This window comes from Pyxidicoccus sp. M6, assembly GCF_055568925.1.
In genome coordinates, this window is sequence record NZ_CM145714.1 from 1,481,730 (window position 1) to 1,500,889 (window position 19,160).

Consider the following 19,160-nt stretch of genomic DNA (forward strand, 5'->3'; position numbering starts at 1 on the left):
GCTAGAAGCACTTGCAGTAGCCCAGCGTCCACTTGCTGAAGGGCGGAGAGTAGAGACAGGCGCCCTCCGCCCCCGTGCTCTTCACGCAGGCGGTACCCTTGGCCAGGTCGGCACACCCGTCTTGCGAGTTCGACGGGCAGATGGCGGGGAGGACAACCTCCTGTGACGTCTGGCTGACGGCGGGCTCGGCCTCCTCCTGCACGGGCCCGCCACAGGCGGCGAGGGACAGCAAGGACAGCAGCATCAGGGCACGACGGGGTGTGGTGGTCATGGTGTGACGAAGTGTAAAGACACGTGTCACCGTGAGACAAGAACACCACCCCCGGCTGTCATGGACGCTGTCGCTGTCGTGTCTGCTGCTGCTCGTGACTTCCTGCGGCGCGAAGCGCACGCCCACGGGGCCCGGCTCGCCGCCCGATGCGCTGGAGGACGGCTGGGCCGTGGCCTCGTTCGAGGACGAGGACGTGCGGCGCGCGTGGATGCAGTGGCTGGAGCACGACGTGCAGGAGGGCTCGGTGAAGGAGCCGGACTCCGTGCTCATCGCCCGCCATGGCCGGCTCATCTACGAGCGCTACTGGAACGACTTCACGCGCGACGACGCGCATGACCTGCGCTCGGCGACGAAGAGCCTCACCGCGCTGCTGGTGGGCATGGCGCACGAGCGTGGCGTGCTCCCGGACCTGGACGCGCCCGTGCTGCCGCTCCTGCCGGACCTGGCCCCGGTGCGCAACGCGGACGCGCGCAAGGAGCGTGTCACCCTGCGCCACCTGTTGCAGATGCGCTCCGGCCTCGCGTGCGAGCGGCCTGTCCATCCCCGAGCTCTCCCGCCGGTGGCTCTTCGAGCCGCTCGGCGTGAAGGACTTCGAGTGGCAGCCCGCGGGGAAGAAGGGCACGGACACCGGCGGGCACCTGCGGCTGCGGCCGCGCGACTTCCTGAAGGTGGGCGCGCTCGCCGTGGACGGCGGGACGTGGAACGGACAGCGCCTCGTGTCCGAGGCGTGGGTGACGGAGGTGGGCCAGCCGCTCGGCCCGCTCGGCGACTCGCAGTACGGGCTCTTGTGGTGGCACGCGCGCTTCGTCGTCCAGGACACGCCGGTGGAGGTGTCCTTCGCGCGCGGGAACGGAGGCCAGTACCTCTTCGTGGCGCCGTCGCTCGGGCTCGCGGCGGCCTTCACGGCCAGCCACTACAACGACGACGCGGGCTCGCTGCTGCCCGTCACCCTCTTCGGACGGTACGTGCTGCCCGCGGCGCTCGGCTTCGAGCGGACACCTCCCTGATTCACAACTTTCCAGTGTGCGTGTGAGGTGGAGTTGCAATTCAGTGCTCATTGCCAGGAGCGCACAAGTTACGGGCTCCCTGGGCGTATGCGCGCTACGCTGCGGGGCTCGGGGCCGACCGAACCAAGAAGGAGTCCACCGTCCATGCGCACCCGACCGTCCCTGCTGGGCGTCGTCGCTTTCAGTGCCTGCGTGAGCGCTCTCACGGGAGCCTGCCAGGTCTATGACTTCGAGCACGTCGAGCCGATAGCCATCACCCAGACCACCATCGAAGAGGACGTCGAGGCCCGTCAAAGCAAGCCCAACGTCATGCTGCTGGTGGACACCTCCAACTCCATGACGGAGCCGGTGGACCCGACGGACCCCGACTGCAAGCTGCCGAATGGCAATGTCTGTGTCGACGATGCCCCCTGCAACCCCGCGGTCTGTCCCACCCGCTGGACCGAGCTGCAGGCCGCCGTGCCGAAGTTCCTCGCCGATACCGGTCCCTTCGTCCGTTTCGGCCTGGTGACCTACCCCGACACGCGCAAGGAGACGACGTTCGCGGCGTTGTGCAGGCCGGCGTCGTCCGCATCCACCTCCCTGCGCAAGGACCTGCCCACGGCGGAAGATGATGCGTCGCTGCTGGCGTACGCCAACTCCATCAACGCCGTCCTCCAGGGCATTCCCAATGCTGGAGACGAGCGTCCAAAGGGCGGCACGCCGACGAGCATCAGCCTGAACTTCGTGAAGGACCTGCCCGCGCTCCAGGACGATGCGCGCGACCAGTTCGTGGTGCTGCTCACGGACGGTCTGCCCAACTGCAACGGCGAGAACATCCACGAGCCCAGCGACCCGCTCTGCCGGTGCACGCTGTCGAACTGCAACGGGGCACAGGGCAAGTCGGGCTGCCTGGACATGGACGCCTCGGTGCAGGTGGTGCGCGAGCTGTCCGCGAAGAACATCACCACCATCGTCATCGGCTTCGGCGCGGAGACGGCGTCGGGCGATGGCCCCGCGGTGCTGGACGCCATGGCCCGTGCGGGTGGCTTCGCGCGCACCTGCGAGGCGGGGGAGACGTCCTGCGGCCCCGATGACCCGTGCGACCCGGTGACGCACCTGTGCTCTCGCGCCTTCTACCAGGCGGGCAATCAGACGGAGCTGGCCGATGCCCTGGAGAAGATCAGCAAGGCCGTCCGGCCGGGGCAGACCTGTCTCATCAAGCTGAACCCGGCCCAGCTTCCCTCGGACCCGAGGCTCATCGTCGTCTACGTCGATGGCGAGCGGACCGTCGCGGGCGACGGCGCCTGGACGCTGACGAACGAGGGCGTCCTCTTCAACGGGGCGACGTGTGAGCGCATCCTCGCGACCACCCCGGAGCAGCCCATCAACATCAAGATCCGCGCCATCCGCCAGCGCTGACCCTCCGTGACAGTGGGCGGAGGCAGCTCCGCCCGGAAGTCGCTCTCAGGCGGCGGTGCGCCGCCGCCAGGCGCCGAGGAGGTGCTCCACCACCTCGTCGAGGCCCACGCCCTTCGTCACCTGCGTGAAGACGAAGGGCCCGTCGCCGCGCATCTTCTTCGCGTCGCGCTCCATGACGCCCAGGTCCGCGCCCACGTGCGGCGCCAGGTCCGTCTTGTTGATGACGAGCAAATCCGACTGCGTGATTCCGGGGCCGCCCTTGCGCGGCACCTTGTCACCGCCGGCCACGTCGATGACGTACACGGTGTAGTCCGCCAGCTCGCGGCTGTACTGCGCCGCGAGGTTGTCGCCGCCGCTCTCCACGATGAGCAGCTCCGGATTCAGCTCCTCCATGAGCTGCTCCAGCGCCATCAGGTTGTGGCTGATGTCCTCGCGGATGGCGGCGTGCGGGCAGCCGCCCGTCTCCACCGCCTTGATGCGCTCCGGGGAGAGGGCCTGGTTGCGCACGAGGAACTCGGCGTCCTCCTTGGTGAAGATGTCGTTGGTGACGACGCCCAGGCGCACGCGCTCGCGCAGCTTACGGCACAGGGCCAGCACCAGCGCCGTCTTCCCGCTGCCCACCGGCCCGCCGATGCCGATGGTGAAGGCGCGCGCCTTGTAGTCGCGCTTCTTCGGCTCCTCGCGCTCGTGGAAGTGGCCCGGGTGGTCCCACTCCTCGTGCTCGTGGTCATGGTCGTCGTCGTGGCCGTGGCCGCGGTGGTCGTCGTGCATGTGTGCGTCACCTCAGGACAGGAAGAGCCTCGAATAGAGCCGGTCGTGCGTGGAGCCGAGCAGGTCCAACAGGGGGGAGGGCTGCGCCAGCGCGTCCACGTCCAGCGTGGCGCACTGCTCCAGCACGTCGTCCAGCAGCGGCATGGCCTGATGCTGGAGCTGGTGGGACTCGTGCGTGCCGACGATGCCCAGCCGCACCGCCGCGGACAGCGCGCCCCGCAGCGTCAGGGACAGGAAGAGCGCCTGCACGTCCGGCAGCGCCACCTCCAATGCGCGGAGCACGGCGCCGAAGAGGGGCGCATGGTGGAAGCACAGCTTGTCCGCGCGGGCGGCCTCGCGAAGCGGTGTCACCGGGCCGGGGAAGATGCGCGCGCAGGTGTCCAGGAAGGCCCGGCCCTGCGTGCGGCTGGCGCGGTTGGCCACGTGGCTGGTGAGGAACGCGTCCGCGCGCGCGTCCAGCGAGGGCAGGGTGGAGGGCTCGCGGTGCGCCGCGGAGAGCAGCGGTAGTGCGCCATGGCCCGCCTGCCAGAGTAGCTCGCGCACGAAGCGCCGCAGCTCGGGAGCACCGCGCACCTCGCCCTGCTGCACGGCGGCCTCCAGCCCCGCCGAGTGCGCGAAGCCCCCGGTGGGAAAGCCCGAGTCCGCGAGCTGCAACACCTTCCACGACGCGCTCATGCGCTCATTGCCTCAGAACAGCGAGTAGAGCTGCGCCAGGGGCAGCACGCGAGCGGGCTCGCAGCGCAGCAGCTCGCCGTCGGCGCGCACCTCGTATGTCTCCGGGTCCACGGTGAGGACGGGCAGGGCGTCATTGAGCTTCATGTCCCGCTTGCCCAGGCCCCGGCAGCGGCTCACCGCGGACAGGCGCTTGGTGAGGCCCAGCTCGCGCGTGGTGCCTTCCGCCAATGCGCGGGCGGAGATGAAGGCAAGGCTCGTGGCCCCGCGCGCCCGCCCCCGTGCGCCGAACATGGGGCGCATGAGGTACGGCTGCGGCGTGGGGATGGACGCGTTGGCGTCGCCCATCTGTCCCCAGGCGATGAAGCCGCCCTTGAGCACCAGCTCGGGCTTGAGGCCGAAGAAGGCCGGCCGCCACAGCACCAGGTCCGCGAGCTTGCCCACCTCGACGGAGCCCACCTCGTGCGCGAGCCCATGGGCGATGGCGGGGTTGATGGTGTACTTCGCCACGTAGCGGCGGATGCGGAGGTTGTCGTTGTCGCCGCGCTCCTCGCGCAGCCGGCCGCGCTGCTCGCGCATCTTGTGGGCCGTCTGCCACGTGCGGCAGATGACCTCGCCCACGCGTCCCATGGCCTGGCTGTCGGACGACATCATGCTGATGGCGCCCAAATCGTGAAGGATGTCCTCCGCGGCGATGGTCTCCCCGCGGATGCGGCTCTCCGCGAAGGCCACGTCCTCGGGAATCTCGCGGTCCAGGTGGTGACACACCATGAGCATGTCCAGGTGCTCATCCAGCGTGTTCACCGTGTACGGGCGCGTAGGGTTGGTGGAGGAGGGCAGCACGTTGGGTGCGCCGCACACGCGGATGATGTCCGGGGCGTGTCCGCCGCCCGCGCCCTCCGAGTGGTACGTGTGGATGGTGCGGCCCTTGAACGCGGCCAGCGAGTCATCCACGTAGCCGGACTCGTTGAGCGTGTCCGTGTGGATGGTGACCTGGATGTCTTCACCTTCCGCCACGGAGAGGCAGGTGTCGATGGCGGCCGGCGTGGTGCCCCAGTCCTCGTGCAGCTTCAGGCCGATGGCACCCGCGCGAATCTGGTCCACGAGCCCCTCGGGCAAGGAGGTATTGCCCTTGCCGGTGAGGCCGATGTTGAGCGGAATCGTGTCCGTGGCCTGCAGCATGCGCTGGAGGTTCCACGCGCCCGGCGTGCATGTGGTGGCCTTGGTGCCCGTGGCCGGACCGGTGCCGCCGCCCACCCACGTGGTGATGCCGCTGGCCAGGGCCTCGTCCGCCTGCTGCGGGCAGATGAAATGGATGTGCGTGTCCAGGCCGCCCGCGGTGACGATGAGCCCCTCACCGGCGATGGCCTCCGTCGTGACGCCCACCACCATTCCGGGCGTGACGCCGGCCATGACGTCCGGGTTGCCGGCCTTGCCGATGCCGGCGATGCGGCCGTGCTTGATTCCGATGTCCGCCTTGTAGATGCCCGTCCAGTCGAGGATGAGCGCGTTGGTGATGACGCAGTCGAGCGCCTTGTCGTCACCGACGCCGGCCTGCTGGCCCATGCCCTCGCGGAGCACCTTGCCGCCGCCGAACTTGCACTCGTCGCCGTAGACGGTGGCGTCGCGCTCCACCTCGGCCCACAGGCCGGTGTCGCCCAGCCGCACCTTGTCCCCGGTGGTGGGGCCAAACATGTCCGCGTAGTGACGGCGGTCCATCTTCCGGCTCATGAGCCCTCCTCCTGGTGACCGAAGCCCTGCTCGCGCACGGCGTCCATGGCGCGCTCGCGTCCCTCGGGGGACACCTTGCCGCTGCCCAGCGCGTTGCCGCCGCGCACCACCGCGTCTCCGGCGATGGCGACGAGCTGCACCGTCTTGCTCTCCCCCGGCTCGAAGCGCACCGCCGTGCCCGCGGGGATGTCCAGGCGCCGGCCGTAGGCCTTCGCCCGGTCGAAGACGAGCGCGCGGTTGGTCTCGAAGAAGGGATAGTGGCTGCCCACCTGGATGGGACGGTCTCCCTTGTGCGTCACGCGCAGGGAGATGCTGTCGCGTCCGTCGTTGAGGACCAGCTCGCCGGGCAACACGCGCACCTCGCCGGGCGGGCCGGCGTGCGTCGGCGCGGGTACGGCGAAGCGCTCACGCGGGGGCACCGGGAGGAAGCTGCCGTAGAGGGCCAGCTCCAGGTCTCCGTGCTCGGCGACGACGGGGTGGTGCACCGTGACGAGCTTGGAGCCGTCCGGGAAGGTGCCCTCCACCTGCACCTCCGCGAGCAGCTCTGGCACGCCCTCCATGACTTGCGCGCGGCCGAGGAGGCGGCGGCCCAAATCCATCAACTCGGCCACGCCCCGGCCGTCGCGGATGAACTCCAGGAGCTGCGTGGCGATGAGCGCCACCGCTTCCGGATAGTTGAGCCGGACGCCTCGCGCGAGGCGCTTCTGCGCGAGGAAGCCGGCCTGGTGCAGCAGCAGCTTGTCGACGTCGCGTGGGGAGAGGTGCACGACGTGCAGGGTAGCGCGTCGCGTCAAGTGCTTCCAGTACGGGGCGGACGGGACGCGCGGCGTGTGTTCAAAGCCGGCGCGCCCACGGGTCGTCGCCGAGCAGCGGCGGGAGGAAGGACAGCCACGCGCGGGTGGCGCGCAGCATCTCCTCCACGGAGACGGCGGCGGCGCGCAGCAGCAGGCCGTCGGTGCCCAGCGGGCTGACGGAGGGGATGAGCGCCGCGCGATTCTCCACGGGCAGCGCGGACAGCCGCGCAGCCAGGGCCTCGCGGGCTGAGGCCAGTGCGGGGCCCACGAGCAGCACGGTGGCCAGCGCGTTGAAGCGGCCCAGCCGTTCCGGGAGCGCTCCGTGCGCCGGGTCCAGCATCCAGCGCTCGTCCACCCGGGCGCGGCCGTTCACGTGGACGCGCAGCGTGGACGTGTAGTGCGTGAAGGCCCAGCGCTCACCGCTGGCGTCGCGGCCGGAGGTGACGAGGTCCACGAAGACGAGCGAGGCACCGGAGTGCAGATGCAGGTCGAACGTCTGCGCATACCGCGCGCCGGAGAAGCACACCGTGGGGTCCGGCACCACGGCGAGCAGCGCGCCTTCGCCCACGTGCGCGGTGAGCTCACTGCGGCAGCCCCGGGGTGAACGGTAGACGCGGTTGGCGCCCTGCGTGGACAGCAGCGCGCTGGCGCCCGGTGCCACGTCCACCTCCAGCGAGACATGGTCCCCGTCCACCAGCCCGCCGCCGAACGAGCTGGTGTAGGCCCACGCTGCGTGGCCGTGGTTGCGCGGAGTGAGCAGCCGCAGCGGGCTGTGGGCCAGCGCGGTGCGCACCACGGTGCGAGGCCCCACGCGCTCGAAGGCGAGCCGCGCGAAGCCAGCGCGTCCGGTGGGGTGGGGCGCCTCCACGGGCGCAGGGGCATTCATGGGGCCGAGCCTGCGGCAGGCCCGGCCGGGACACAACGCCTGTCATGGGTTCAGCCTGGCGGGGAGGTCCGTTCATACGGGCACGGTGAAGCCATTCACGTAGTCCTTGAAGCTGGCTTCGTCGATGGACCACTCACCCTTGCCCTGGTTCTCCTGCACGAACGGCCCGTAAGACGCGTCCGGCCTCGAGGGGCCCCACGGGTTGGAGAAGTAGACTCGGCCGTTCTCGAAGCGGGAGATGCTCATCACGTGTCCCAGTCCGCTCGAAGGCTGGGGACTGGTGCGAAGGTGGGCCAGGTATGGGGGATTGGGATTCGGTCCCAGCCTGCTCATGCGATTTCGCACGATGGCGAAGTTATTGTCGGTGGCGTCGACGAAGCGATAGGGCCGGCCATAAAGCTGCTGCGCCACCTTCGCTGTTTCAGTGCGGGGAAGGCCTTGCACCCACTTCCCCGACGGTGTCTGCCACGCACCCTTGCGAGCATCGTACGGGTTCTTGCCCGTCGCGTACTGGAGGGTCGAGCTCTGGAAGATGCCTTCGGACGGCGACCGCATGTCCTCCTCGGGCCGGGGACGCTGCCTCCCCCGGAGGACCCTGGAGCGCTCCATCTGGGGAGTCTGGGTCGGGTTGCGCAGCTTGAACTTCTCCCGCTCGAACAGAGACTGTTCCAGCTTCAGCTCCGCGCCTCCTCGCATCTTCACCGTGCCCGAGGTCGAGGTCAGTCCCTTCATCAGCCGCACGTATTCCGACGGGTCTCGCGCCGTCATCTCCCGCTGGAGCGCGGTGACCTGGCAGGTGTTGTTCCAGCCCTGCTGGACCCGCTGCGGCGCGGCGACGTCGGAGAGGATGGACTCCATCAGCTCCTGCCGGCCGATACCCGCTGGAGCGAGGCTGGGATGCAGGTCCTGGGTGGCCAGGTCCGTGAGGTTGTCCACCAGCGCCCGGCCCTGGCTGTCCGGCGTGGTCAGCCGGCCCGGCTCCTTCGCGAGCATCTTGAGGTCTCGCAGTCCTCGCGGCGTGGTCTCCGCGATGACCTTGCACAGCCCTTCCCGCTGGGCCTGCGAGAGCTTGTTCCACGAGGGCTGAGACATGATGTCGCGGATGGCCTCCGCGGCCACCGGCTCCCGGGCGAGCCGTGCCTTCACCGCGGCCTGGGCCTCGGGGGAGAGGCCCGCGAGCTTCGTGTCCAGCTCCGCGCGGGCCTGCGCGGCACGAGGCGCGGGGCCGGCTCGGGAAGGCCCGCTCGCGGCATCCTTCGCCGTGGAGGAGGAGTCGCTGCTGTTCGAGGCCGCTGAATCCCTGGCGGGCATTCCATCGGCCCGAGCCGTGTCGGGGGCTCCATCGCCGAGCTCATCCGCCGTGCTCGCGGCGTTGCTGCCCGGCTTCCGGGCTCCCTTGGCCACCTGGAGCGCACCCGTCAGGGTTGCTCCGGTGAAGCCACCCGCCACCGCGCCGACGGTGCCATTCACGAGGGCCTGGGTGCCGACCTGCTTCAGCCCGTTCAACACGCCGTTGTCCCAGGTCTCGCTGCGCGTGGCCGCATCCACGGCGCCGCCAGTCGCCCCTCCCACCGCGCCTTCCTTCACGCCTTCCTTCGCGGCCTGCTTGATGGCACTGCCCCCCGTCTCCTTCGCTGCGGTGGTGCCCGCTTCCTTCGCGGCGGTGGTGCCCGCTTCTTTCGCGGCGGTGGTGCCGGCCGTGCGCGTACCCGTGGTGCCTGCTTCCTTCGCTGCGGTAGTGCCGGCTTCCTTCGCTGCGGTAGTGCCCGCCGTGCGAGCTCCCGTCGTCGCGCCTTCCTTCACCACCGTGGTCCCCGCCGTGCGCGCTCCGGATGTCAGCGCGCTCGCGCCCCGGCCCACGGGGATGACGGCCGTGGCGCCCTCGGCCGCGCCAATCAATGCCTGCCGCCCCAGGTCCTGTGCTCCGGCCGCGTCGCCCTGGAAGGCCGCGTATGTCGCCGCTCGCGTGCCCGCGCCCAGCGCCGCGTACCCCGCGAGTGCCAGCGGCGTGGCCGCGCCGCCCGTGGCAATCACCGCCGCGCCCGTGGCCACCACGACCGCCGCCGTCGCCGCGCCGTCCGCCAGCGAGTCCTTGCTCGCCTGGAGCGCCTTCACGTCCTCCGTCGCATACCCGGTGAGCGTGGTGGCCCGCTCCGTGTCGCCCGAGGCAATCGCCTTGTCCGCCCGGTCCAGGTTGCGGTTCAGCCGGTCATTGTCCGACTCGCCCTTGATGGCCCGCTGCGTGTTGTCGAGCACCCACGAGCCGAAGCCCTTCTCGTTCGCCTGCTGCTCCCGCAGCCGCCGTACGCGCTCCGCATTGGCGTTCGGGTCGTTCGGGTCGACAGCGCCCAGGTCATACATCTGCTCGAGGATTTCGAGCTGCTCACGCCCGTCCAGCTCGGAGTCCAATTCCTTGCGCAAATCCTTGCCGTACTTCTCCTTGTACGCCGTGGTGATGGCGTCAATCTCCGCCTTGGACTTGTTCTGCAGCTCGTTCCGCAGCGCGTCCTCGTCGGTGCCCGCGCCGTCCATGGCCAGGTGGAGGCGCTCGGCCGAGGCCTCTGCCTGCGCCTTCGCGTCTCCCTCCTTCGGCGGGTTGAGCAGCCGCAGCGTCACCTCCGCGTCCGCGCCGCCCCACTTGCGCACCTCGCTCTCCAGGGACTTGCCCGTCTGCTTCTGGTACTCGGCCTTGATGGCCTCGAGCTGCTCGGGCGTCTTGCCCTCCAGCACGCCGCGCACGGCCTTCTCGTCCGCGCCGAAGGTGCCATCCATCGCGTCGCGGATGCGGGCCGCGTCCGCCTGGGCGGTGTTGCCCTGGAGCAGGCCCATCGCCCGGTCGTACTCCTCCTTCGACAGGTCGCCCTTCAGGTCCTTCATCAAGGCCGCGTCCTGGAGGACGAGCGCGCGCTGCTCGGGCGTGGCCTTCTCCAGCCGCTGGAAGAGGCGGTCCTCGTCGGTGCCCATTCCGCCGATGTCCTCGCGCAGGCCGTCCTTCAGGGCCTGCGCCTCCAGCTTCAGGCGCTCCTCGGGCGTCTTCGCCTGACTGGCCCCGAGCAGGTTGCGCGCCCGCGCCATCTCATCCTTGTCGAGCTCCTTCTCCAGCTTCGACAGCATGAAGTCCTCGGGCGACTGGCCCGCCGGAGCGCCGCCCTTCAGCTCCGCGTACTTCTCCGCAATCGCGTGCCGCTCCTCGGGGGACTTCTTCTCCAGTGTCTTGAGGATTTCCTCCGACGAGCCGAACACTCCGTCCAGCTCCGCCTGGATGGCCACCGCGTCGCTCTTCGCGCCGTCGCCCTTCAGCAGGGCCTCCGCCTTCTTCAGGTCGGCGCCGCTCATCTCGTCGCGGATGAGCTTGTCCAAATCCTTCCCGTACTGGTCCTTGTACGTCTTGCGGAGCTGCTCAATCTGCTCGGGCGTCTTGCCCGCCAGCGTCTTGTGGACCTTCTCCTCGTCGGTGCCCCAGCCGGTGACGCCTCCCTCCATCGCATCGTGCAGGGCTGCGGCGTCCTTCGTGGCCTGCTCCTGGGTGTACGACGGCTTCTGCTCGGCGGGAGGCGCCTGGGTGCCCGTGCTCTGCGCCGAGCCCGTGGCCGGAGGCTGCGCGGCATCCGCCACCATCATCTGTTGCAGCTCGGGAGACACCTTCTCCTTCGCCAGCGCGTCGGCGCGGGCGGCGCTGCCGGCGGGCGTGTCGAAGATGCGCTTCGCCGCGCTGGCCTTCAGGGTGCCCGCCGGCTGGTATTGGGGCTGCTCCTTCAGGTACGCGTCCATGGACGCGTAGCTCTTGCGCGACACCGGGTCATAGACACCGTCGCCCTGGCGGATGACGACGTGGCCCGACTGGCCCTCGGCGCCCGGACGTGTGTCCTTCAGGAAGACCAGCTCCGAGCGCGCGCGAATCTCCGGCGACGCCAGGTCGAGCCAGTCCGCCGCCTGGTCCAGGCAGTTGGTCTGCCCATCCCGCACGTCCTCGGTGAGCAGCGAGCTGGCCGGAGGCGTGGCGCCCGAGGCGAAGTCGGGGCCCTTCTGCTTCGCTCCCGCCTGGAACTCGGAGCGACCGGAGGTCTGCGAACGCGGCGCCTTCGTCGCCTGCTCTGCGAGCTTCGCCTGGGCCTCCACGGCACGGCGAGCTGCCTCGGCTGCCTGGCGAGCAGCAGCCTCCGCGGCCTCTCGCGAGCGTCGCTGGATTTCTGCGGCGGAAGCGGACGGGCTCGAATTGACGGGGCGCATGGCGACTCCTCCGGAAATGCAAAACAACGCGGTGGGGTGACTCCAAAAATGAGGAGCTCCCGTGCGCGTCCCCGTCCCAGATATTTCCGCATGCGCGCCCACCTTCTGCTACGCAACCGTCGGGCGGGGCCTTCCAATAATCCTGGTACGATTGCCATGGGATGACGATGTGCCCGGCCGAGACGACACTGAGTGATTTGCTGGCGGGGGCGTTGCCACCGCACCAGCGCTCCGGAGTCCTGGAGCACGTCGAGGCCTGTACCGACTGTCAGCGGGCACTGGCGGCGGCGGGGGATGACCCCACCTTCTCGAAGGAAGGCGCGGCGTCCGCGCGTGCCTCCGCGCCACTGGAGCGCGGCGCCCGGCTGTCGCGCTACGTGGTGCTGGAGCGAATCGGCGCCGGAGCCATGGGCGTGGTGTACGCGGCCTATGATCCGGAATTGGACCGTCAGGTAGCCCTCAAGGTGCTGCGCCCCGAGGGCCGGCAGGTGGAGGAATTGCGCCTGCGATTGGTATTGGAGGCGCAGGCGCTGGCCCGCCTCTCCCACGCGAATGTCGTCTCCGTCTTCGACGTGGGCGCGCACGAAGGCAGCGTCTTCCTGGCCATGGAGTTGGTGGACGGCGTCACACTGGCGGAGTGGCTGAAGACGCAGCGCTCCTGGCAGGAGGTGCTGCACGTCTTCAACGAGGCAGGGAAGGGGCTCGCGGCGGCGCACGCGGCGGGGCTGGTGCACCGCGACTTCAAGCCGGCCAACGTCCTCGTCGGCAAGGACGGGCGCGCGCGGGTGACGGACTTCGGCATGGCCCGTCCCCTCAATCGCGGGCAGAGCGTCACGCCGCAAGGGGTGGGCTCCAACGTGGCCGCGTCCACGGTGAGCCCCACCGCGAGTCCCCTGGCCAGCCCTCTCACGCGCACGGGCGTGTTGCTGGGTACTCCCGCGTACATGGCGCCGGAGTTGCTCGGCGGACGGCGGGCGGACGCGCTGTCGGACCAGTTCAGCTTCTGCGTGGCGTTATACGAAGCGCTCTACGGCGTGCGCCCCTTCGAGGGCTTCAGCCTGGAGGAGGTGGCCCGCGCCGCGCTGGAGGGACGGGTACGTCCGGCACCCCACGGCACGAAGGTGCCCGCCTGGGTGCGGCGCGCGGTGTTGCGCGGATTGAAGCCACGGCCCGAGGAGCGCTACCCGTCCCTGGAGCCACTGCTGGCGGCGCTCGTGCCTCCGCCCCGCAACGTGTGGGCGCGCGTGGCGGTACTGGCCAGTGCCGCGAGCCTCCTGGGCGCGGCGGTGGCCTGGCCCCTGGCCCACCGGACCGAGGCGCGCTGTGAGCAGGAGACGGAGAAGCTCGAAGGGGCGTGGGGACGCGCGCGCAGGGAGCAGGTGCATGCGGCCTTCCTTGCCACGGGCGCGCCGGTCGCGGCCGAGGCCTGGGAAAAAGTGGCGGCACTTCTGGATGCGCACGCCTTGCAGTGGCGCACGCTGCGCACCGAGGCATGCGTCATGTCCTACGAGCAGCCCGCGAGCAACGCGTGGCAGACGGCCGCCTGTCTCGATGCGCGGCTGTGGCAGCTCGCCGCCGTCACGGACGTGCTGAAGAAGGCGGATGGGCAGACGGTGCGCAACGCACAGCAACTCGCGTCGTCGTTGGAGGGACTGGGGGCCTGCCGCGATTCGCCGGAGCTGTCCACCCGCCCGCAGCCGCCCGACGCGCTCCGGCCTCGCGTGGACGAGGCCCGGCGCAAGCTGGCGGACGCCGAGGCCCAGCGCACCGCGGGCCGTTACGGCGAGGGGCTCAAGCTCACATCCGCCCTCCTCGAGGAAATCAAGGGCCTGGACTACAAGCCGCTCGAAGCGGAGGTGCTGCTCGCCCACGGCGACCTCCAGTCGCAGGACGGTCAGCACAAGGAGGCGGAGGGCACCCTCTACAAGGCCGTGTTCGCCGCCGAGGCCGGGCGCGACGACGAGACGGTGGCGCGCGCGTGGAACCTCCTCGTCTGGGTGGTGGGCTTCAGGCTCGCGCGCGGCGCGGAAGCAGAGCGCATCGTCCAGCACGCCCAGGCCGCCCTGGACCGCCTGGGGCGTGAGCGCTTCCCGGGCATCGCCGCGGACCTGCACCTGAGGCTGACACCGGTGCTGCTGGAGCAGGGGAAGTACGTCCAGGCGAACGCCGAAATCACGCGGGGGATGGAACTGGCGCGCAGGGCCTGGGCTCCGGACAGTCTGCGCATGGCCGAGTTCTTCTCCATGCTCGGTCGGGCCCGCTTCCGCCTGCGCAAGTATCCGGAGGCAGCGGAACTGCATCTCCAGGCGCTCGCACTGCGCGAGCGCTACCTGGGGAAGGACCATCCGGACCTCATCTCCAACCTCAACAGCCTCGCCACCACCTACGAATACCTGGGCAAGGCCGACGAGTCCATCGCCGCCCTGAGGAGAGCCATCGCCATCCACGAGTCCTCCGAGGCGCCAGAGGCCTTGCTCGCCAATTTGCTCGCCAACCTGTCCATGCGACTTCGGACCCAGGGCCAGATTGCAGAGGCGACAGCGCTCCACGAGCGGGCGCTCGCCATCCTCGAGCGGGCCTATGGTCTCGACCATCCCCTGACGGCCCTGGCATTGACGAGCCTGGGACGACTCCGCGGCGACGCGGACCACATCGAGGAATCCCTCGAGTTCTACCGGAGGGCCCTGGTCCACTTCGAACGCGCTCAGGGACCGGACTCGCCGCGCACCGCGACGGTGCTGCTCTACCGCTCCGAGACGTACCTCCGGGTAGGGCGCGTCGAGGAAGCGCGGCGCGACGTCCTCAAGGCACTGGCCCTCGTCGAGAAGAGCCAGGGGGCCGGCAGCGGCCTGGCGGCGACGGTGCTCGGGCAGCTGGCGACGGTGGACCTGCGCACGGGCGCGCCACGGGAGGCGCTTGCGCGCTGCCAGCGTGCCAAGGAACTGCATGAGGGCGTCCAGGGCATGGACAACATGGATGCCGCCAGGGACGAGGGCTGCATGGCCGAGGCGTATCTCCTACTGGGCGAGCCCGAGAAGGCGCTACCGCTGGTCGAGCACGCCCGCGCGCGTCTGGGCAGTTCCTCCTGCGAGCTCATGGATACGGCCTGGTACACCTTCGTCCTGGCCCGGACGCTGCGGGCGTTGAATCCTCCGGACCGCGCGCGAGCGGCCGCCATGGCCGAGGAGGCGCGGACGCGCTTCGAAAGCCTCAGTCCCCGCGCACGTCCGGAGCTGGAGGAGGTCGTGGCGTGGCAGCGACGTGAGGGATTGCGATGAGTGACATCAGGGGACTCCCCACTCGAGGGGCTCCCCGCGTGTCCCGGTATCGGGATTGCCGCATCCCTACCTCTCGTCTCACAACCATCGGACGGGGCGTTCCGAGAATGTTGGTACGCTTGCCATGGAATGATGATGTGCCCGGCCGAGACGACGCTGAGTGATTTGCTGGCGGGGCTGCTGCCATCCGAGCAGCGCACGCAGGTGCTGGCTCACGTCGAGAGTTGCGCGGACTGTCAGCGCGTGCTGGCGGCGGCGGAAGACTCCTCCGTGTCGAAGGCGGAGGCGGCCGTGTCCGCCGCGCCGCTGGAGCGCGGTGCCACGCTGTCGCGCTACGTGGTGCTGGAGCGCATCGGCGCCGGGGCCATGGGCGTGGTGTACGCGGCCTATGACCCGGAGCTGGACCGGCAGGTGGCCCTCAAGGTGCTGCGTCCCGAGGGCCGGCAGGTGGAGGAGCTGCGCCAGCGGCTGGTGCTGGAGGCGCAAGCACTGGCCCGCCTCTCGCACGCCAACGTCGTCTCCGTGTTCGACGTAGGAATGCACGGCGACTGCGTCTTTCTGGCGATGGAACTGGTGGATGGCGTCACGCTGGCGGAGTGGCTGAAGACGCCGCGCTCCTGGCAGGAGGTGCTGCACGTCTTCAACGAGGCAGGGAAGGGGCTCGCGGCGGCGCACGCGGCGGGGCTGGTGCACCGCGACTTCAAGCCGGCCAACGTCCTCGTCGGCAAGGACGGGCGCGCGCGGGTGACGGACTTCGGCATGGCCCGGCCTCTCAACCGGGGGCCGTCCTCCGCGTCGAGAGCGCAGCCCGGCATGGCCGCGTCCACGGTGAGCCCCCCGGTCACTCCGCTCACGCGCACGGGCGCGCTGCTGGGCACGCCTGCGTACATGGCGCCGGAGTTGTTCGACGGGCGGAAGGCGGACGCGCTGTCGGACCAGTTCAGCTTCTGCGTGGCGCTGTACGAAGCGCTCTACGGCGTGCGCCCCTTCGAGGGCAGCAGCCTGGAAGAGATAGCCCGTGCCGCGCTGGAGGGCCGCGTGCGTCCGGTGCCTCACGGCACGAAGGTGCCAGCCTGGGTGCGGCGCGCGGTCCTGCGCGGGCTGAAGCCAAAGCCCGAGGAGCGTTACCCGTCCCTGGAGCCGTTGCTGGCGGCGCTCACTCCTCCGCCCCGGAACGTGTGGACGCGCGTGGCGGTGCTGGCCGGTGTCGCGAGCCTCCTGGGCGCGGCGGTGGCGTGGCCGCTGGCGCACAGGACCGAAGCGCGCTGCGAGCAGGAGACGGAGAAGCTCGAAGGGGCGTGGGGACGCGCGCGCAAAGGGCAGGTGCGCGCGGCCTTCCTCGCCACGGGCGCGCCGGCCGCGGCCGAAGTCTGGGAGAAGGTGGCCGAGGTGCTGGACGCGCACGCCTCGCAGTGGCGCGCGCTGCGCACCGAGGCCTGCGTCACGTCCTACGAGGAGCCCGAGAGCAACGCGTGGCAGACGGCCGCCTGTCTCGACGCGCGGCTGTGGCGGTTCGCCGCCGTCACCGACGTGCTGAGGAAGGCGGATGCGCAGACGGTGCGCAACGCGCAGCAGCTCACGTCGTCGCTGGAGGGACTCGGGGCCTGTCGCGATTCGCCGGAGCTGTCCTCCCGTCCGCAGCCACCGGATGCGCTCCGTCCTCGCGTGGACGCGGCCCGGCGCAAGCTGGCGGACGCCGAGGCCCAACGCACCGCGGGCCACTACGGCGAGGGACTCCGGCTCACATCCGCGCTGCTCGAGGAAATCAAGGGCCTGGACTACAAGCCGCTCGAGGCGGAGGTGCTGCTCGCCCACGGTCAGCTCCAGCAGCAGGGCGGCGATCCGAAGGAGGCGGAGGGCACCCTCTACAAGGCTGTCTTCGCCGCCGAGGCCGGGCGCGACGACGAGACGGCGGCACGCACATGGACCCTGATTCTCTATGTGGTGGGCGCGCAGCTCCAGCGTGGTGCGGACGTGGAGCGCATCGTCCAGCACGCCCAGGCCGCCGTGGACCGCCTGGGGCGTGAGCGCTTCCCGGGCATCGCCGCGGACCTGCACCTGCGATTGTCGGCGACGCTGATGGAGCAGGGGAAGTTCGTCGAGGGGGATTCGGAAATCACGCGAGGCGTGGAGTTGGCGCGCAGGGCCTATGCCCCGGACGACCTACGCATGGCCAGGTTCCTCTCCGCGCTCGGCTGGACCCGTTACCGCCTGGGGAAGTACCCGGAGGCGGTGGAGCTGCATCTCCAAGCGCTCTCGCTGCGAGAGCGCCACCTGGGAAAGGACCATCCGGACCTCATCGGCAGCCTCAACAGTCTCGCCAGCGCCCATGAGGCCGTGGGCAACGCGGACGAGTCCATCGCCGTCCAGCGGCGGGCCATCGCCATCCACGAAGCCTCCGAGGAGCCGGAGTTCTCACGCGCGCCCCTGCTCGGCAATCTGGCCCAGCGGCTGTGGAAGCTGGGCCAGATTGAAGAGGCGACGGCGCTCCAGCGGCGGTCGCTCGCCCTTCTCGAGCAGAAGTATGGTCTGGAGCACCCCCGCACGGCCCTGGCGCTGGCGATTCTGGGGGAGTTCGTCGGCGACGCGGACCACATCGAGGAAGCCCTCGGACTCTACAACCAGGCCCTGCTCCTCTTCGAGCGTACCCAGGGGCCGGACTCGCCGCGAGCCTTGACGGTGCTGTTCAGCCGCGCCGCGACCTGGCTCCGGGTGGGGCGTTTCGAGGACGCGCGGCGCGACCTCCTCCGGATACAGGCCATCGCGGAGAAGACCCAGAGCGCCAACAGCAACCTGACTGCGGAGCTGCTCTGGCAGCTGGCAAAGGTGGACCTGCGCACCGGCGCGCCACGCGAGGCGCTCGCGCGCTGCCAACGCGCCAAGGAACTGCAGGACAGCATCCAGGGCGTGGGCAGCATGGACGCCGCGATGAACGAGGGCTGCATGGCCGAGGCGCACCTCCTCCTGGGAGAGCCCGAGAAGGCCCTGCCGCTCGTCGAGCGCGCCCGCGCGCGTCTGGGCACCTCCTCCCTCAGCGGCATGGACACGGCCTGGTGCACCTTTGTCCTGGCCCGGACGCTGCGGGCGTTGAATCCTCCGGACCGCGCCCGCGCGGCCGCCATGGCCGAGGAGGCGCGGAGCCGCTTCGAGGCCCTGGGCATCCGGGCCCGTCCGGAGTTGGAGCAGGTGGTGGCGTGGCAGCGACAGGAGGGACTTCGATGAGTGACACCCATGAACCCGGCACCCTCGCCGCGCTGCTGCGCGCGTACGTTCCGCTGGAGCGCCGCGCGCAGGTAGCGGCGGTGGACAATCTGGACTCCTTGCTGGCCGAGCACCTCGCGGCGGCCCGCGCCGCGTGGCCCACGGTGACGCTCGCCACGGAGCCCTTCCTGCGCCACGTGGCCCGGCACCTTCCGGCTGACGCGACGGCGGACGTGCTGCGCCAGCTCCACGCCGCGGACCTGTACCTCGCGTGCGCCTGCGCGGAAGGCAACCCGCAGGCCCTGCGCGCCTTCGACCAGCATGTGCTCCAGAAGGTGCCGCCGAAGCTGGGCGCGCTACCTCGCTCCACCGTGGACGAGGTGCTCCAGGTCCTCCGCGCCCGGCTCCTCATGGGCCGGGGTGAGTCGCCGCCGAAAATCGCGGACTACTCCGGCCGTGGACCGCTGCTCGCCTGGGTGCGCATCACCGCCGCGCGCATCGCCGGCGAGCTGGCGCAGCGCGACGGCCGCCAGGAGCTCTTCGACGAGCCGCCGGAAGCGCTCGCGATGATGCTGTCCACCGGAGACCCGGAGCACGAGCTGGTGCGCAAGGACTCGCGCGAGCTGCTCGTCGAGGTGCTGCGCAAGGTGCTCGCGTCCATGCCCGAGCGCGAGCGCGCGCTCCTGCGCATGCACCACCTGCACGGCTTCACCATGGACCGGCTCTCCGCGCTGTACGGCGAGTCGCGCTCCGGCATGCAGCGGCAGGTGGCCCACGCGCGCGAGCGGCTCCTCAAGCTCACGCGCGCGGAGCTGGCCGCCCGGGGGCGCATGGAGGGCCCGGAGCTGGAGAGCCTCCTCGGCCTCGTGCGCAGCCGGCTCGACCTGAGCCTCAACCGCCTGCTGGGCTGATGGCGCG

At 70.5% G+C, this 19,160-nt stretch carries 12 protein-coding genes and 1 pseudogene; 6 read left to right on the forward strand and 7 right to left on the reverse strand.

Annotation, left to right across the window (positions count from 1 at the left end; all coding sequences use genetic code 11):
* Window position 1: 1 nt before the first annotated feature.
* Window positions 2-562 carry a hypothetical protein gene (locus ACVTJA_RS06290; RefSeq protein WP_465840778.1) on the reverse strand — a complete coding sequence of 187 codons (561 nt, stop codon included), beginning with the start codon at window positions 560-562 and terminating at the stop codon, window positions 2-4.
* On the opposite strand from ACVTJA_RS06290, the pseudogene ACVTJA_RS06295 reads away from it, so the two are divergent.
* From ACVTJA_RS06295 to cglB, 3 genes and pseudogenes are all read left to right on the forward strand, one after another.
* A pseudogene (locus ACVTJA_RS06295) lies at window positions 480-740 on the forward strand (serine hydrolase); the annotation flags it as partial. The gene ACVTJA_RS06290 and the pseudogene ACVTJA_RS06295 overlap by 83 nt on opposite strands.
* A gap of 10 nt (window positions 741-750) precedes the next feature.
* Window positions 751-1,278: a serine hydrolase domain-containing protein gene (locus ACVTJA_RS06300; protein WP_465840780.1), complete on the forward strand. Its 528-nt coding sequence runs from the start codon at window positions 751-753 to the stop codon at window positions 1,276-1,278.
* 144 nt (window positions 1,279-1,422) lie between these two features.
* On the forward strand, window positions 1,423-2,679 hold the full coding sequence (gene cglB, locus ACVTJA_RS06305) for an adventurous gliding motility lipoprotein CglB (RefSeq protein WP_465834659.1): 1,257 nt from the start codon (window positions 1,423-1,425) through the stop codon (window positions 2,677-2,679).
* 45 nt (window positions 2,680-2,724) lie between these two features.
* Here cglB and ureG read toward each other — a convergent pair whose 3' ends face one another.
* From ureG to ACVTJA_RS06335, 6 genes are all read right to left on the reverse strand, one after another.
* Window positions 2,725-3,450, reverse strand: coding sequence for an urease accessory protein UreG (gene ureG, locus ACVTJA_RS06310; RefSeq protein WP_465834661.1), 726 nt, complete (start codon window positions 3,448-3,450; stop codon window positions 2,725-2,727).
* A gap of 12 nt (window positions 3,451-3,462) precedes the next feature.
* Complete coding sequence (locus tag ACVTJA_RS06315) at window positions 3,463-4,125, reverse strand: urease accessory protein UreF (protein WP_465834663.1); 663 nt, start codon at window positions 4,123-4,125, stop codon at window positions 3,463-3,465.
* Window positions 4,126-4,137: 12 nt separating this feature from the next.
* Window positions 4,138-5,853, reverse strand: a complete 1,716-nt coding sequence (ureC, locus tag ACVTJA_RS06320; protein WP_465834664.1) for an urease subunit alpha — start codon at window positions 5,851-5,853, stop codon at window positions 4,138-4,140.
* Window positions 5,850-6,620 carry an urease subunit gamma gene (gene ureA, locus ACVTJA_RS06325; RefSeq protein ID WP_465840325.1) on the reverse strand — a complete coding sequence of 257 codons (771 nt, stop codon included), beginning with the start codon at window positions 6,618-6,620 and terminating at the stop codon, window positions 5,850-5,852. The genes ureC and ureA overlap by 4 nt, the downstream gene beginning before the upstream one ends.
* A 67-nt stretch (window positions 6,621-6,687) precedes the next feature.
* A complete protein-coding gene (locus ACVTJA_RS06330) occupies window positions 6,688-7,533 on the reverse strand; it encodes an urease accessory protein UreD (RefSeq protein ID WP_465834666.1) in 846 nt (281 codons plus the stop codon).
* A 72-nt stretch (window positions 7,534-7,605) separates the two neighbouring features.
* Entirely contained in the window at window positions 7,606-11,763 is a 4,158-nt protein-coding gene (locus ACVTJA_RS06335) for an annexin (RefSeq protein ID WP_465834667.1), read from the reverse strand.
* Window positions 11,764-11,924: 161 nt separating this feature from the next.
* On the opposite strand from ACVTJA_RS06335, the gene ACVTJA_RS06340 reads away from it, so the two are divergent.
* From ACVTJA_RS06340 to ACVTJA_RS06350, 3 genes are all read left to right on the forward strand, one after another.
* Window positions 11,925-15,041 carry a tetratricopeptide repeat protein gene (locus tag ACVTJA_RS06340; protein WP_465834669.1) on the forward strand — a complete coding sequence of 1,039 codons (3,117 nt, stop codon included), beginning with the start codon at window positions 11,925-11,927 and terminating at the stop codon, window positions 15,039-15,041.
* A 129-nt stretch (window positions 15,042-15,170) separates the two neighbouring features.
* Window positions 15,171-18,263 carry a protein kinase domain-containing protein gene (locus ACVTJA_RS06345; protein WP_465834671.1) on the forward strand — a complete coding sequence of 1,031 codons (3,093 nt, stop codon included), beginning with the start codon at window positions 15,171-15,173 and terminating at the stop codon, window positions 18,261-18,263.
* Entirely contained in the window at window positions 18,260-19,153 is an 894-nt protein-coding gene (locus ACVTJA_RS06350) for a sigma factor-like helix-turn-helix DNA-binding protein (RefSeq protein ID WP_465834672.1), read from the forward strand. The genes ACVTJA_RS06345 and ACVTJA_RS06350 overlap by 4 nt, the downstream gene beginning before the upstream one ends.
* The last annotated feature ends 7 nt before the right edge of the window (window positions 19,154-19,160 follow it).

What these genes read in the sequence shown, in the direction of transcription:
- ACVTJA_RS06290 (WP_465840778.1), bottom strand. Translation starts at nt 562, where the DNA reads ATGAGCCGGCCATGGCGGGCGATGAGCACGGAGTCCGGCTCCTTCACC.
- cglB (WP_465834659.1), top strand. Translation starts at nt 1,423, where the DNA reads ATGCGCACCCGACCGTCCCTGCTGGGCGTCGTCGCTTTCAGTGCCTGC.
- ureG (WP_465834661.1), bottom strand. Translation starts at nt 3,450, where the DNA reads ATGCACGACGACCACCGCGGCCACGGCCACGACGACGACCATGACCAC.
- ACVTJA_RS06315 (WP_465834663.1), bottom strand. Translation starts at nt 4,125, where the DNA reads ATGAGCGCGTCGTGGAAGGTGTTGCAGCTCGCGGACTCGGGCTTTCCC.
- ureC (WP_465834664.1), bottom strand. Translation starts at nt 5,853, where the DNA reads ATGAGCCGGAAGATGGACCGCCGTCACTACGCGGACATGTTTGGCCCC.
- ACVTJA_RS06330 (WP_465834666.1), bottom strand. Translation starts at nt 7,533, where the DNA reads ATGAATGCCCCTGCGCCCGTGGAGGCGCCCCACCCCACCGGACGCGCT.
- ACVTJA_RS06335 (WP_465834667.1), bottom strand. Translation starts at nt 11,763, where the DNA reads ATGCGCCCCGTCAATTCGAGCCCGTCCGCTTCCGCCGCAGAAATCCAG.
- ACVTJA_RS06340 (WP_465834669.1), top strand. Translation starts at nt 11,925, where the DNA reads ATGACGATGTGCCCGGCCGAGACGACACTGAGTGATTTGCTGGCGGGG.
- ACVTJA_RS06345 (WP_465834671.1), top strand. Translation starts at nt 15,171, where the DNA reads ATGATGATGTGCCCGGCCGAGACGACGCTGAGTGATTTGCTGGCGGGG.
- ACVTJA_RS06350 (WP_465834672.1), top strand. Translation starts at nt 18,260, where the DNA reads ATGAGTGACACCCATGAACCCGGCACCCTCGCCGCGCTGCTGCGCGCG.